Annotated in this window: 11 protein-coding genes and 5 tRNA genes; all 16 read right to left on the bottom strand. The window is 55.2% G+C overall.

Annotation, left to right across the window (positions count from 1 at the left end):
- The coding region (locus tag ACR0QW_RS04405; protein ID WP_432642499.1) for a GTP-binding protein at positions 1–350 on the bottom strand (350 nt) is incomplete at its 3' end.
- 75 nt (positions 351–425) lie between these two features.
- Positions 426–502 (bottom strand) — tRNA-Met (locus ACR0QW_RS04400).
- A 6-nt stretch (positions 503–508) separates the two neighbouring features.
- Positions 509–584, bottom strand: a tRNA-Thr gene (locus ACR0QW_RS04395).
- Between the two features lie 3 nt (positions 585–587).
- A tRNA-Met gene (locus tag ACR0QW_RS04390) sits at positions 588–663 on the bottom strand.
- 5 nt (positions 664–668) lie between these two features.
- Positions 669–753 (bottom strand) — tRNA-Tyr (locus ACR0QW_RS04385).
- A gap of 22 nt (positions 754–775) precedes the next feature.
- Positions 776–851, bottom strand: a tRNA-Thr gene (locus ACR0QW_RS04380).
- 92 nt (positions 852–943) lie between these two features.
- On the bottom strand, positions 944–1747 hold the full coding sequence (locus tag ACR0QW_RS04375; RefSeq protein WP_432642498.1) for an undecaprenyl-diphosphate phosphatase: 804 nt from the start codon (positions 1745–1747) through the stop codon (positions 944–946).
- 141 nt (positions 1748–1888) lie between these two features.
- Positions 1889–3028, bottom strand: a complete 1140-nt coding sequence (locus tag ACR0QW_RS04370; RefSeq protein ID WP_432642497.1) for a 6-phosphofructokinase — start codon at positions 3026–3028, stop codon at positions 1889–1891.
- A gap of 24 nt (positions 3029–3052) precedes the next feature.
- Positions 3053–3514, bottom strand: coding sequence for a BREX-3 system P-loop-containing protein BrxF (gene brxF, locus ACR0QW_RS04365; protein WP_432642496.1), 462 nt, complete (start codon positions 3512–3514; stop codon positions 3053–3055).
- Positions 3515–3641: 127 nt separating this feature from the next.
- Complete coding sequence (gene sigH / locus ACR0QW_RS04360; protein WP_432642495.1) at positions 3642–4382, bottom strand: RNA polymerase sporulation sigma factor SigH; 741 nt, start codon at positions 4380–4382, stop codon at positions 3642–3644.
- Positions 4383–4444: 62 nt separating this feature from the next.
- Positions 4445–5197: a 23S rRNA (guanosine(2251)-2'-O)-methyltransferase RlmB gene (gene rlmB, locus ACR0QW_RS04355; protein WP_432642494.1), complete on the bottom strand. Its 753-nt coding sequence runs from the start codon at positions 5195–5197 to the stop codon at positions 4445–4447.
- A gap of 86 nt (positions 5198–5283) precedes the next feature.
- A complete protein-coding gene (locus ACR0QW_RS04350; RefSeq protein WP_432642493.1) occupies positions 5284–6465 on the bottom strand; it encodes an FprA family A-type flavoprotein in 1182 nt (393 codons plus the stop codon).
- Positions 6466–6561: 96 nt separating this feature from the next.
- Positions 6562–7548, bottom strand: a complete 987-nt coding sequence (locus ACR0QW_RS04345; protein WP_432642492.1) for a hypothetical protein — start codon at positions 7546–7548, stop codon at positions 6562–6564.
- 221 nt (positions 7549–7769) lie between these two features.
- Positions 7770–9125, bottom strand: coding sequence for an alanine/glycine:cation symporter family protein (locus ACR0QW_RS04340; protein ID WP_432642491.1), 1356 nt, complete (start codon positions 9123–9125; stop codon positions 7770–7772).
- A gap of 33 nt (positions 9126–9158) precedes the next feature.
- Positions 9159–10898 carry an ABC transporter ATP-binding protein/permease gene (locus ACR0QW_RS04335; RefSeq protein WP_432642490.1) on the bottom strand — a complete coding sequence of 580 codons (1740 nt, stop codon included), beginning with the start codon at positions 10896–10898 and terminating at the stop codon, positions 9159–9161.
- A gap of 126 nt (positions 10899–11024) precedes the next feature.
- Positions 11025–14174 (bottom strand): efflux RND transporter permease subunit, encoded by a 3150-nt coding sequence (locus tag ACR0QW_RS04330; RefSeq protein ID WP_432642489.1) that lies wholly within the window; start codon positions 14172–14174, stop codon positions 11025–11027.
- Positions 14175–14177 lie beyond the last annotated feature (3 nt).

Genomic DNA, 14177 nt, shown 5'->3' with positions numbered 1-14177 from the left:
TGAGGCATAGGACCATCAGCAGCGGAAACAACCAGGATGGCACCGTCCATCTGTGCAGCACCGGTGATCATGTTCTTTACATAGTCAGCGTGCCCCGGGCAGTCAACGTGTGCATAGTGTCTTTTCGTGGTTTCATATTCAACGTGGGCGGTATTGATGGTAATCCCACGTTCTCTTTCTTCCGGAGCCTTATCGATATCGGCATAAGCTTCGAAAGTGGCTTTGCAGCCCGGAGTTTCGGACAGGACCTTGGTGATGGCTGCCGTCAGGGTCGTCTTACCATGATCGACGTGACCAATGGTACCAATGTTCACATGGGGTTTTGTTCTTTCAAATTTCTCTTTAGCCATTAGAATACCTCCCAACGCGTTTTCAGATTTTCATTAGATTTTAAAATAGCCCCGAAATCGGGGCTTTGTTGGTAATGGTAGCGGCGCACGGATTTGAACCGCGGACAGGCCGGGTATGAACCGACTGCTCTAGCCAACTGAGCTACGCCGCCATAAAATGGAGCTGATGACCAGAATCGGACTGGTGACCTTATCCTTACCAAGGATACGCTCTACCAACTGAGCTACATCAGCATGTGGTTGCGGGGGCTGGACTTGAACCAACGACCTTCGGGTTATGAGCCCGACGAGCTACCAACTGCTCCACCCCGCGATGTTTGGTGGAGAGAGAAGGATTCGAACCTTCGAAGCCAGAGGCGGCAGATTTACAGTCTGCTCCCTTTAACCACTCGGGAATCTCTCCACATTTGTCTGTCACGAATATTTGGAGCTGGCAAAAGGAATTGAACCCTCAACCTACTGATTACAAGTCAGTTGCTCTACCATTTGAGCTATGCCAGCGCTTTTCGTTCGTAACAAGGATGATTATAAAGGACTTTGCCAAAAATGTCAACAGGTTTTTCAAAAAAAGTGTAAGGAATTTTATAAATCTCTTACAGGTAGAAATAGAACACCGTAAAAACGGCCAGGATGATGCGGTAAATCCCAAAAGCAGTCAGGGTAGAACGCTGCAGGAACTTCATGAACCACACGATGGAAAGGTAGCCTACGATGAAAGCAGTGACAAAACCGATGGCCAGTACCACCAAGTCCCCGGCACTCAAAGCAGCCAAGTTCTTCAGCAGTTCGAACAGACAGGCAGCCACCATGATGGGCAGTGCCATGATGAAAGTAAAGTCGGCCCCGGCCTTCCGGTTCACACCCACCAGCAGGGCTCCGCCCATAGTGGAACCGCTGCGGGAGAACCCGGGCCACAGGGACAGGAACTGGAAGAAACCGATATAGAAAGCCTGGCGGATGCTGATGTGATCCACATCCTGCACCAGTTCGGCCTCATGGCCTTTGATCCTGTGCTCGGCATAGATCATCAGGATAGCGCCCAGCACCAGGCCAACAGCTACCGTAGCCGGAGAAAACAGGTATTTCTTGATGAAGGAGTGTACCAGGTAGGCAAAAGCCATGGTGGGCACGCACCCTGCGGCGATATGCCAGCCGCTGAGGCCACGTCCCAGCTGCCAGCCCCCTTTGGTCAGGAACCGGGCAAAGCGCTCCTTATAGAGCACCAGGACGGCCAGGATGGCCCCCAGTTGGATGACCACGTCAAAGATCTTGGCCAGGTTTCCCTGGAAGCCAATCATATGGCCCACGATGATCATGTGGCCGGTAGAGGAAACAGGGATGAATTCCGTCAGCCCTTCCACGACGCCCAGCAATACGGCGATCAGATTTTCACTCATGATGATACTCCTTCTTCATTCAGCTATGCTATTTTTTGAATCGAACCTGTACATTATAGGGCATCCGGAAGCAAAAAAAAAGAGGAGTCACGGATTTTTCCCATTGATTCAGGAAAAATTCCACTCCTCTTTGTGGTTGATTTACTTTTGATCCCTCTGGGCATCTCCAGCTGTTTTTTCATCTCCGAAAGAGATGCCCACTTCCCGTGCGGTACGGATGATATCCGAATCCACCGGCACCTGATGGGGCTGGGAAGCTACCTTGGCGATAGGCACCCTGACGATTTCGTTGGCCTGGAGAGATACCATTACATTGTATTCCTCATCCAGGCAGGCTTCCACGGCCGCCGCGCCATAGCGGGTGGACAGCACCCGGTCATAGGCAGTGGGAGAACCGCCCCGCTGGAGATACCCCAGTACGGTGCAGCGGGATTCAATGCCCGTCCTGTCCTCGATTTCCCGGGCCAGTTTTTCACCCACGCCGCCCAGACGCACCGGTTCAAAGCTTCCCTTCACCAGCCGGGCCACGGTCATCTGTCCGCCGATGGGTTTGGCCCCTTCGGCCACGGTGATGATGCTGAATTTCTTGCCGTGCTGCTGTCGGTCGCGGATCTTGCGGATCACCGCATCCAGATCATAAGGGATCTCTGGAATCAGGATCACATCCGCCCCTCCGGCGATCCCGGAGTGGAGAGCAATCCAGCCCGCATACCGGCCCATGACTTCCAGCACCATGACCCGGTGATGGGATTCCGCAGTGGTATGCAGCCGGTCCAGGGCTTCGGTGGCCATGGCCATGGCCGTGTCGAAGCCGAAGGTCCGTTCCGTACAGGGCAGATCGTTGTCGATGGTCTTGGGCACGCCCACTACGTTCACGCCGCAGTACCGGTGCAGGTCATAGGCGATCTTCAGGCTGCCGTCCCCGCCGATGACGACAAGACAGTCAATATTCCGGTCTTCCAGGTTCTTCACCACCACATCCCGCTTATCTTCGTAGATGGGATTGCCGGCATCATCCTGGCCCACCATGTACTTGAAGGGGTTATCCCGGTTGGTGGTACCCAGGATAGTCCCGCCCCGGGGCAGGATTCCGGACACATCTGCCAGGCCCATGGGTTTCATATCCCCGTTGATGAGTCCATGGAAGCCGTTGGAAATCCCATAGATTTCGAACCCGCAATGGATGGCTGTCTTGACCACCGCGCGGATTACCGCATTCAGCCCGGGGCAGTCGCCGCCCCCGGTGAGGACTGCCAGGGTTCCTCTCTTTTGTGCCTGCATTGGACTCACCTTCTCTTTTTCCTCTTATTCCACTTCAAAAATCGTATAATCCGCTGCGGAAATGCGGATGGATTCCGTGCCGTCGAATTTATCATAGCACAGCAGGCCATCATTTACATAGCCCGGCCATGCCAGGACCACAGTATAGGCTTTGCCCAGGGCATCGATCACACTCTTGGGATCGATGTGGAACACCGGTACGAACAGGGTCTGTACCCGATCCAGCAGGATCACATCGCCCCGGTGGTCGATCAGTTCCCTGGTCAGCATTTCCGGAGCCTGTTCTTTCCGTTCGCTGGGCAGCAGCTTCAGGAATTCTTCAGTAATCAGCAGGCGGGTATCGATATAATCCCAGCCTTTGCTTTCAGCGGCTTCCCGCAGCAGTTTACTCTTGCCGCTGCCGGGTTTGCCAGTCACAATCAGGACTTTTTCGGTTTTGGCTTTGACAGCTTCCACCTGGTTCAGGAATTCTTCCATTTGGCTCATGTGTATCGTCCTCCCTTTGTTTTTTCCGCATACGATTTTCTCCGCCATCGATAGTGATTTATTCGCCGGATGGAAAGGAAATTCCTGCAAACAAGCGTTTTTTTCTTTGGCAGAGGGAAATCATACCTCAGACTGTTTCAATTCTATCATTCTTTTCTCCAGACTGCAAAAGATGTTCTTTTGCCGCCATGATGAGAAGCCCTTTGTTCAGAGTAGCCAGGTCCAGTTCGTGATGCCGGGTTGCCAGAAATTTCTCCAGTTTCTTCTTCACCCGCTGGAGTGCGTTATCGATGGATTTCTGTCCCCGGCCCAGTTCCCGGGCAATCTGCTGGTAAGATTTGTTTTCCAGATATTTGCACAGAGCCTGCCATTCCAAACTGCTGAGCATATCGTTCACGTTCTTTTCAATATCATTGAAAGCTTCCTGATCGATGACCAGGTCTTCCGGGTCGATGCCCCGGGCGGAACCCAGCATGTCCAGCAGTGTCCGCTCCTTGCCGTCATCGTATACTGGTTTGTCCAGGGATACGTAACAGTTCAGGGGTTTATGCTTCTGCCGGGTGGCACTCTTGATGGCGGAAATGATCTGCCGGTTCACGCACACATCGGCAAACACCTTGAAGGAGGCCTGCTTGCCCGGGCGGTAATCCCGGATGGCCTTGAACAGGCCGATCATCCCCTCCTGAATCATGTCATCCTTCTCGGCCCCCACCAGGAAATAGCGGCAGGCCCGGAGTTTCACGAACTCCTTGTATTTGTCCAGCAGGTAATCCTGGGCCTGGCGGTCATCCCGTTCCTGGATCAGCCGGATCAGTTCCTCATCGGATAAGGTATCATACAGTTTGCAGCTTTCATCCTGCAATGGCATCCACCTTCTTTACAGATATATGTGACTCCTGACAGAAAGGATCCAGCCTGCGCCGGCCCTTTTTATTTCTGCTTCCGTTCCGCCAGGATCCGCTGACGGACGATGTCATACAGCAAAATCCCGCCGGCCACGGAGGCGTTCAGGCTGGATACCTGCCCCAGCATGGGGATGCGCACAATGAAGTCGCAGTTGTCCTTCACCAGCCGTCCCAGGCCCTTTCCTTCGGCACCCACCACCAGTACCAGGGGGCCGGTCAGGTTGGCGTCAAAATACTGGTCTGCACCGTCCATATCGGCCCCTACGATCCAGAATCCCTTTTCCTTCAGTTTTTTCATGGTCTGGGGAATATTCCCGATTTGGATCACCGGTACGTATTCCACGGCTCCGGCGGAGATTTTTGCCACCACTGCATTCAGCGGACAGCTGCGCCGCTGGGGAAGCATTACCCCATGGACCCCGGCCGCATTGGCCGTCCGGATCAGGGCCCCCACATTCTGGGGATCCTGGAGTTCATCCAGCAGCAGCAGCAGCGGCGTTTCACCCCGGCTGGCCACCTGGGCCAATACCGTATCCAGATCCTGGAAAGCCACCGGCGCCCCCTGGGCCGCCACGCCCTGGTGCCGCACCCCGTCTGCCAGACGGTCCAGCACTTCCTTCGTCACTTTTTCCACCGGAATCTTCCGGGCTTCCGCCAGGCTGATGATCTCTCCCAGGCTGCCGCCGTGGCTGCCTTCCTGGACCAGTACCTTATTAAAGGAACGGCTGCTGCGCAGAGCCTCCCGTACCGCATTCCGTCCCACGATCACGTCTTGCATAATTCCTCCTGATATGAGGGTGGGGTTGCCGCGGTCTGCGACAACCCCTTTCCCAACGCTATCCATTCCCTCCGGAATGGTCTGTATTATTCTCCCTTGCTGACCTTTTCAGCAAAGTCAAAACCGTATTGTTCCGCAGCTTCCAGTTCTTTCGGCAGCGGACGCCATTTCACGTTGTAGCCCGGCAGCAGTTCCATACCGGAATCCTTGATCATGGCTTCCATATCCTTTTCGGCACCGCCGGCCCAGCCGTAGGTCCCAAAGGCAGCAGCCTTCTTACCTGTGGGTTTCAGGCCCTTCAGATAGGTCAGGAAACCGCCGATGGTAGGCATCATGCCGGAGTTCTGGGTAGGAGAACCAATCAGGATCCCCTTGGCAGTCAGCAGGTCGCTGATAATGGTGGCCTTCAGGTCACTGTGGTACCGGTACAGTTTCACCCGCATGCCCTGTTTTTCGATGCCTTTCACCATGGCACGGGCCATGGCTTCGGTGCCGCCCCACATGGTGTCGAACACCACCAGGACCCGGTTCATGGTCTTGCCGGTGCCCCAGTCTTCGTACCTTTGCAGGATATCATCGATATGGCTGCGCCAGATATCGCCGTGGCAGGAGCAGATCATCTTCAGAGGCAGGGACCGCACCAGTTTCACGGTATTGGGCACCAGTTTCCGGTAGGGCATCAGGATGTTGGCAAAATACCGCTGGGCTTCGAAGAACATATTCTCCACTTCGGTCTCATCGTCGAACATCTTGCTGCAGCAGTAGTGCTGGCCAAAAGCATCACTGGAGAACAGGATCTGTTCTTCCGGGCAGTAAGTGACCATGGAATCAGGCCAGTGCAGCATGGGGATGGGCTGGAAGGCCAGGCTCCGTTTGCCCAGGCTGACGGTATCGCCTTTTTTCACGATCTTCAGATTGAAGATGTCGCCATAATGTTCCTTCAGCTCATTGGCACCCTGCGGGGTGATCAGGAAGACAGCATTGGGGCATGCCCTGGAAAGAGCGGGCAGACTGCCGGAATGGTCCGGTTCCACATGGTTCACCACCACATAATCGATCTTGGCCGGATCCACGATCGTGCGGATGTTGCTCAGCTGTTCTTCGGCGAACATGGCCTTCACTCCATCGATCAGGCAGACCTTCTCGTCCATGATCAGGAAGGAGTTGTAAGTGACGCCCCGGGGAGTAGCAAATCCGTGGAAGTCCCGCATGGTCCAGTCACGGATCCCTACTTCATATATATCATTCACAATAGCACGTGCTTTCATATTCCTTCTCCTTTCAAAAAAAACAGGTACTGTTATTTTTGCTTATCCATTATACTATTTTCCCCAATCAATGACAATTTGCCAAAAGGAAAACTTTCAGGATTTTTTCTTTCGGTCCAGACCCGGATCCCTGATGGGGGCCGTATCCCCCAGGGGAACCTTCCCGGCAGCCGAAGCGCCGGAAAGGCCCTCCGCACCTGCAGAAGGAGCCGAAGCCCCTGTCCCATCCGGCGCTGTCATCCCATGGTAGGACAGGTTGTTTTCCAGCACCCCATCCGGGTTGGTCTGCCAGTGACCGTGGACGTACACGGGGCCGTTGGGACTGCTGCGGAAATGGCCGTTGACATGATGCAGACCAGGATTGTCCCCCGTATGGAAGTGACCGTCCGTCCCATGGAAATCCCCGGTATGGAAATGACCGTCACCTCCGTGGAACGTACCCCCATGGTCTGCAAAAGCCCCGCTTTCCAGGCCGGTGAGCACCTTCAGGAAGGGCAGGATGAAGGACAGGACCAGGAGCGGTACCCCCACCATGATGGACAGGGCGCCCCGTGCCTCATATCCTTTTTGGTAGCACTTCGTCAGGCACCAGTGGAACAGCGCCGTGGTCAGCAGTGTTCCCAGGGCCGTAAGGACCAGACTGATCAAGCGGCCCAGGGTAAGGGTCAGCAGATGCCCGGGCAGGCAGGAGAAGACCTCCTCGGTCACCTGCAGGAGCATATGTTCCCCCACCAGCAGGTAGCACACGTTGTATATGAGCATGCCCAGGCCGATGGGGAGGATGTTTTTGATCACGAATCGGATGCGGATGAAAAAGAAGATGATGCCCACCAGGGCCAGGATCATCCCCAGCCCTGGATGGAGCAGAGCCAGCCCCGTCATGATGATGAAGACCGCCAGCATGGGACCCAGGAGCGGCCAGCTTTCCACCAGCAGGAATACGCCCCAGGCCGCCAGGACCAGGGGCGGCACATGGCCGTAAGCTCCCCGCAGCGACAGCCACAGCAGCACTGCAAATGCCGTCAGCGTCCCCCAGTGCCAGGGGCACCGCTGCTGCAATCGTACCCATTCCTCCATTGTCATGAACACTCCCCCTATCAGCCATTCATGAAAGTATTATACATCAAAACCCGACCTTGGTAACCCTTCCTTATGGATTGCGGCCGACATTCCGACCAAACTCCGGAGAAACGTGCCAAGACCGGAAGATCCGTATCACCCGTTGTTCCCACTTCCCTCAAAGAAAAATCGCCGATGGCGATTTTTCACCATCGGCTGTTGCCTGGTAACCAGAAACCAGTGACTTATTTTGTTTTTTGTACTTCTTCCGCCTCATGCTGCAGATACTTCTTCGTTTCGGATACCACCACACCGGAGAGTCCCAGCAGGGCAATCAGGTTCGGGATGGCCATGAGGCCGTTCACGATATCTGCCAGCACCCAGATGGCTTCCAGCTTCAGGAAGGCGCCACAGCCTACCAGGATGATGAAAACGATCCGGTAGGGCATGATCCCTTTGGTCCCCACCAGATATTCCATGCACCGTTCGCCGTAATAATTCCAGCCCAGGATGGTGGTGAAGGCAAACAGGACCAGCCCCACCAGCAGCATATAGCCCCCGAAATGAGGATAAGCCTGCATGAAGGCGGCATTGGTCAGGGCAGCCCCGTTCAGATCTCCCTTCCACAGGCCGCTGATCACCACCACCAGACCGGTCATGGTGCAGATGATGATGGTATCGATGAAGGTCCCTGTCATGGAAACCATGCCCTGTTCCGCCGGCCATTTGGTCTTGGCGGCAGCGGCCACGATGGGTGCACTCCCTAAACCGGATTCGTTGGAGAACACCCCACGGGCCACGCCGTTCCGCATGGCGAACAGCACACTGGCCCCCAGAAAGCCGCCTGCGGCAGCAGTGGGATGGAATGCATCATGGAAGATTTCCATGATGGCACCGGGTATCTTATCGGCAAAGATGACCAGGAAGCCCAGGGTACTGACCATGTAGATGATGGCCATGGCCGGTACGATCTTGGAGGCAGTCTTGGCAATGCTCTGCAGTCCGCCCAGAGTGATGGCGGCCACCAGGATGGTCAGCACCACAGCTGTGTATTCCACCGGGATGCCGGCGTTCAATTGGGTGATCTGCACGATGGAGTTCACCTGGGCGAATGTCCCGATGCCGAAGTATGCCACCAGTACACCGAAGAAGGCGAAAGCAATGGCCAGAGGCCGGTAGGCTCTACCCAGACCGTTTTCGATATAGTACATGGGCCCGCCGGAAATCTGGCCCTTATCGTCCACCGTACGGAATTTCACAGCCAGGCAGCCTTCCGCATATTTGGTAGCCATACCGAAGAAGGCTGCCAGCCACATCCACAGGATGGCCCCCGGCCCTCCTGCTTTGATGGCAGTCGCCACCCCGACGATATTCCCGGTGCCCACCGTAGCGGCCAGAGCCGTACACAGTGCCTTGAAGGAGTCGATGTCCCCTTCCCCCTTATTCTCTGCCTTAAAAATCAGCTTCAGGGAACGGGGCAGGTGCCGCACCTGTAAAAATCCCAGCCGGAAGCTGAGAAAGATCCCGGTCCCCACCAGCAGTACCAGGAGCGGCGGCCCCCAGACAAAGCTGTCAATGGCATTCAACATTTCGATGTTCATATTCTTCCCCCTTTTTCTTGAGCCCGCAGGCGCTCACAAAAACTCCTCCACCCTGTGCAGAGAAGCCGTATGTGTCGATTTATCTAAAGCCAGCACCCGTTGATGGTAACGGAGCAGCGTGCTTCTGTGTCCTACGCTGACCAGGGTAGTCGAGGGCAGTTTCTCTGCCAGCAGCCGGTACAGCGCATCTTCTGTTTCTTCGTCCAGAGCCGATGTGGCCTCATCCAGGAACAGCCATTGAGGGCGGGTCAGGACCGCCCGGGCAAAAGCCAGGCGCTGCTGTTCCCCGATGGAGAGTACATGGCCCCAGTCTTCCTCTGCATCCAGCCGACCGGCCAGATAGCCAATCCGGCACTGCTGCAGGACGTCCTTCAGCACATCGTCTCCCACCTCCTGCTTACCAGGATACAACACCGCATCCCGCAGAGTACCCAGAGGCAGATAGGGCCGCTGGGGCACGAACAGCAGCCTGTCATGGGACGGCAGAGACGCCTTGCCCCGGGCAAAGGGCCAGATGCCCGCCAGGGCCCGGAGCAGCGTACTCTTGCCGCTGCCGCTGACCCCTTTGATCAGCACATCCTGTCCAGGCTCCAAATTCACTGTGAAAGGCTTTAGGATGGGGCTGCCGTCAGGAAGATCCACTTCCATGCCCTCCAGATGCAGGGCACCGTCAGGGCTTTCTTCCCGCTCCACATGGCTTTTGGCACCGGCCAGCTGCACCCGGGCCATATCTTCCTCAAAGCCTGTGAGCCGGTCCACCACTGCCTGCCATTCAGCCAGAGAAGCGTACATATCCACAAAATAAGACAGGGAATCCTGCACCCTTCCAAAGGCTGTGGCCACCTGCATCAGCCCGCCCAGAGTCAGTTCCCGGCGCAGGAACCGGGGAATGGCCACCACGAACGGGAAAATGATGGCAATCTGGGAATAACCGGAATTCAGCCACACCAGCTGTTTCTGCTTCAGCACGATTTTCCAGAAATTCTCCAGGAGCAGGGCAAAGCGGTTCTTAAACACTTTTCCTTCCTGCTTCTCACCCTGGTAGAACGCCACACTTTCAGCATTTTCCCGCAGGCGCATCATGCTGAACCGGAAGTCGGCCTCCCGGCGCTGCTGGAAGAAATTCAGGGCTACCAGTTTGTGCCCCACCTTATGGGTCAGCCAGGTGCCCATCGTGGCGTATGCCACTGCCACCCACACCATATATCCTCCGATATGCCAGGTATGGCCCAGCAGGGTGAAGCTGAAGGGACCTGACAGCTGCCACAGGATCACCACAAAAGAAACCAGGGTGCACAGGGCCTTCAGGATCCCCACGAAAAAGCCCAGGGTCTTGGTCACGAACAGATTCACGTCTTCACTGATCCGCTGGTCCGGGTTATCCATTTCTTTCCCGAACATTTCCAGCCGGTAATAAGTCTGGTGTTTCAGCCACCGGTCGATGTACCGGTTGGTGAGCCATCGCCGCCAGTTCAGGATCAGCACCTGCTGCAAATAGTAGGCATACACTGCAAAGATGATATACAGGAACGCCAGAGCGGTAAACCGCCACAGCTGATGGAAGATCTCGTCAGTCTGGTAATCCTGCAGTGCCGTATAAAATGCGTTGTTCCACTGGTTCAGCAGCACCAGCATCACCACCACGGCCAGCGTCAGGGCCAGGATGGCCAGCAGTAAGGCATAGGCTTTTTTCTTTTCTTCGCTTTTCCAGTAGCTGCGGGTCAGCTGCCACACCTGGGAGAGCAGTTTTTTCGTACCATTTGTTTGTTTCACGTATCCTTCACCTTACATAAACAAGAATAAAATTTATTATATCTGCTTTAATGAAAAAATGCAAAGAGTTTCTGAACAAAAAAGAAAGAACTGCCGCAAATATACGGCAGTTCTTTGAAATGACGGTTATTTCTTTTCTTCCGGAATGGGATCATCCACGGACCCGATGGGGGTCTTGGGATGGAAGACTTTTTCAATGGTCAGGAACAGGACCGGTACCAGGAACAGGCTCAGGATGGTGGATGCCATCATCCCGCCGATGATAGCCGTACCAATGGAGGTACGGGATCCGGAACCGGCGCCGCTGGCCCAGGCCAGAGGCACAGCCCCGATGACCGTAGAGAAAGCGGTCATGAGGATTGGCCGCAGACGGACCGTAACCGTATCCACCAGAGCAGGCATGACAGCCCAGCCGTCGTCCACCCTCATCTTGGCATATTCCACGATCAGGATGGCGTTCTTGGCCGACAGACCGATCAGCACGATCATCCCGATCTGCATGTAGATATCACTGGTCAGCCCACGCAGATACTGGAAGCCAACGGCCCCCATGACAGCAGAAGGTACGGCGAAGATGATACCCAGAGGCATGGACCAGCTTTCATACAAAGCGGACAGGCACAGGTACACGAACACCAGGGAAATCCCAAACATCATGAAGGAGGAGCTGCCGGCAGCCTTTTCGTCCCGGCTCTGATCCACCCATTCGTAGGTATAACCGGAAGGCAGCTGGCTGTTCAGGATCTCTTCGATGGCACTGATGGCCTGGCCGGTGGAAACCCCGCTGGCCGGAGACCCGGCGATCTTGGCGCCTCTGGACCCGTTGAACCGGGTGATAACAGGAGCAGACTGTACTTCCTTGCTGGTCACCAGAGCACTCAAAGGTACCAGAGCTCCGGTGTTGCTGGCCACATACAGGTTGGACAGGCTCTTTACATCCCCTCTGTATTTGGGGTCAGCCTGGATAACAACCTTCCAGGTCTTACCCAGCAGGTTGAAATCGTTGACTTCGCTGCCGCCCAGGTTGGCAGACAGGGCGGTAAATACGCTGGACACCGGTACATTCAGGCTTTCTGCCTTCGCCCGGTCCACATCGAACTGCAGAGCCGGTGTCTGGTTCGTAAACGTAGTATAGATGGTAGCGATTTCCGGACGCTGCCGGATCTGACCCAGCACCTTCTGTACATCGCTGGCCATCACATCGGTGTCATGACCGGTAGTATCCATAATGTACAGGCTCAAGCTGCCGGTGTTGGACAGACCGGGTAGTACAGCCTGGTTGAATGCCATGATATTGGCTTCCGGAGTCTGGGTCCCGAGTATATTCAGTTTCTTGATGACCGAATAGACACTCACGTCATCCGTGGTCCGGTTCTGGATATCGTCCAGTTTCACCGGCATGATGCCGGCATTGGGTTTCCGGGCATCGGACAGTACGTCGACACCGGAAATCTGCAGCACATATTTGACACCGGGAATCTTTTCGATGGTCTTTTCCAGCTCACTGCCCACCTTGATGGAACGGTTCGGAGATGCAGATTCCGGCAGGGTATAGGTCATCATGGCAAAGCTCTGGTCTTCATCCGGCAGGTAGGAAGACGGAATCAGCTTGAAGAACATACCGATCAGTACGATTACGATGGCAAGGCCAACCAGGCCCAGTTTGAAGTGGCGAAGCAGCCGCTTCACGTTCTTCACGTACTTGCCCGTGGTCCGTTCCAGCCACCGGTTGAAGTAGCCGAACATTTTGCCAAGGAAGCCCTTGGCTTCGCCGGAGGATTTGGGTCTGATCACCATGGCGCACACAGCCGGGCTCAAAGACATGGCGACTACAGCGGAAATACTCAGAGCCACCACGATACTCAGAGCAAACTGTTTGTACAGCACGCCGGTAATACCGCTCAGAAAAGCAACGGGCAGGAATACAGCCAACAGCACGAAGGCGGTGGCCACAATGGCCCCGGACACTTCCCGCATGGCAGTATAGGTGGCTTCCTTGGGATCCATCCCCAATTCATCCACGTTGTGTTCTACAGCTTCCACCACTACGATGGCGTCATCCACCACGATACCGATGGCCAGCACCAGGGCGAACAATGTCAATGTATTGATGGTGAAATCAAAGATGACGAAGGCCCCGAACGTACCCAGCAAAGAGACCGGGATGGCCAGAGTGGGCACCAGGGTAGCCCGCCAGCTCTGCAGGAACACCCAGGTAATCAACACTACCAGTACCAGAGTTTCTACCAGAGTGATGACCACTTCTTTCAGGGATTCACGCACATAGTCCGTGTTATCCTGCACGATGGTCAGTTTCAAATCCGGCGGGAAGTTCTTTTCTGCTTCCTCCAGCACTTTCTTGATGGCTGTTACACTTTCCAGTGCATTGGCATCGGTGTTCAGGCTGACAGCGTAGTTCATGGCGTTCTGCCCGTTCAGGGTACTGGTCACACTGTCATCACGGGCACCGAATTCAATCCGGGCCACATCCTTCACCCGGAGCAGATTGCCATTCTGGTTCTTGATGATGATATTGCCGAATTCATCGGCGGTGGTCAGACGGCCTTTGACACGGGCGGAATACTGGAATTCCTGATCCGCCTCGTTCGGCCGGGACCCTATACTCCCTACAGGAGCCTGGACGTTCTGGCTGCTGATGGCATTCTTCACATCGACGGCCGTCACACCCAGTGAGGCCATTTTCATGGGATCCAGCCAGATACGCATGGCCAGTTCCGGACCATATTCGGTGATTTCCGAAACACCCTTCACACGCTTCAGGGCATCTACAAACTGGGTAGCACCGTAGGTCTTCATGAACAGGGTGTCATAGGTGTTGTTGGGAGAAGTCAGAGCGAAAAACATAATGGTTTCGGCGGACTGCTTCTTGGTGGTCACGCCATAGGAACTGACTTCGCTGGGCAGGGTGGCCGAAGCCTGGGATACCCGGTTCTGCACCTTGACGGAGTCCATATCCGGATCCGTACCCAGTTCGAACTTCACGTTCAGGGTATAGTTCCCGTTGTTGTCGCTGACGGAGTTCATGTCCACCATGTTATCAACGCCGTTGACCTGCTTTTCGATGGCCTGGGCTACGGACTGCTCCACAACCTCAGCGTTGGCACCTACGTAGTTGGTGCTGACACTGATCCGCGGGTTGGAAATCTGCGGATACTGGGCAATAGGCAGGTTATAAGCCGAAATGATACCGATCAGCGCGATGATGATGGAGATGACGCAGGCGAATACAGGGTGATCGATAAAATACTTTGCCACTTA

The sequence above is a fragment of the Acidaminococcus sp. genome, from assembly GCF_050873445.1.
GTDB lineage: Bacteria > Bacillota > Negativicutes > Acidaminococcales > Acidaminococcaceae > Acidaminococcus.
Note: the sequence above shows the minus strand (reverse complement) of the source record. Positions and strands in the feature narration are given on the sequence as shown.

Excerpts from the sequence above, each read along its gene's own strand:
- sigH (WP_432642495.1), bottom strand. The coding sequence starts at position 4,382 with ATGCCATTGCAGGATGAAAGCTGCAAACTGTATGATACCTTATCCGAT.
- ACR0QW_RS04375 (WP_432642498.1), bottom strand. The coding sequence starts at position 1,747 with ATGAGTGAAAATCTGATCGCCGTATTGCTGGGCGTCGTGGAAGGGCTG.
- brxF (WP_432642496.1), bottom strand. The coding sequence starts at position 3,514 with ATGAGCCAAATGGAAGAATTCCTGAACCAGGTGGAAGCTGTCAAAGCC.
- ACR0QW_RS04345 (WP_432642492.1), bottom strand. The coding sequence starts at position 7,548 with ATGACAATGGAGGAATGGGTACGATTGCAGCAGCGGTGCCCCTGGCAC.
- rlmB (WP_432642494.1), bottom strand. The coding sequence starts at position 5,197 with ATGCAAGACGTGATCGTGGGACGGAATGCGGTACGGGAGGCTCTGCGC.
- ACR0QW_RS04340 (WP_432642491.1), bottom strand. The coding sequence starts at position 9,125 with ATGAACATCGAAATGTTGAATGCCATTGACAGCTTTGTCTGGGGGCCG.
- ACR0QW_RS04370 (WP_432642497.1), bottom strand. The coding sequence starts at position 3,028 with ATGCAGGCACAAAAGAGAGGAACCCTGGCAGTCCTCACCGGGGGCGGC.
- ACR0QW_RS04350 (WP_432642493.1), bottom strand. The coding sequence starts at position 6,465 with ATGAAAGCACGTGCTATTGTGAATGATATATATGAAGTAGGGATCCGT.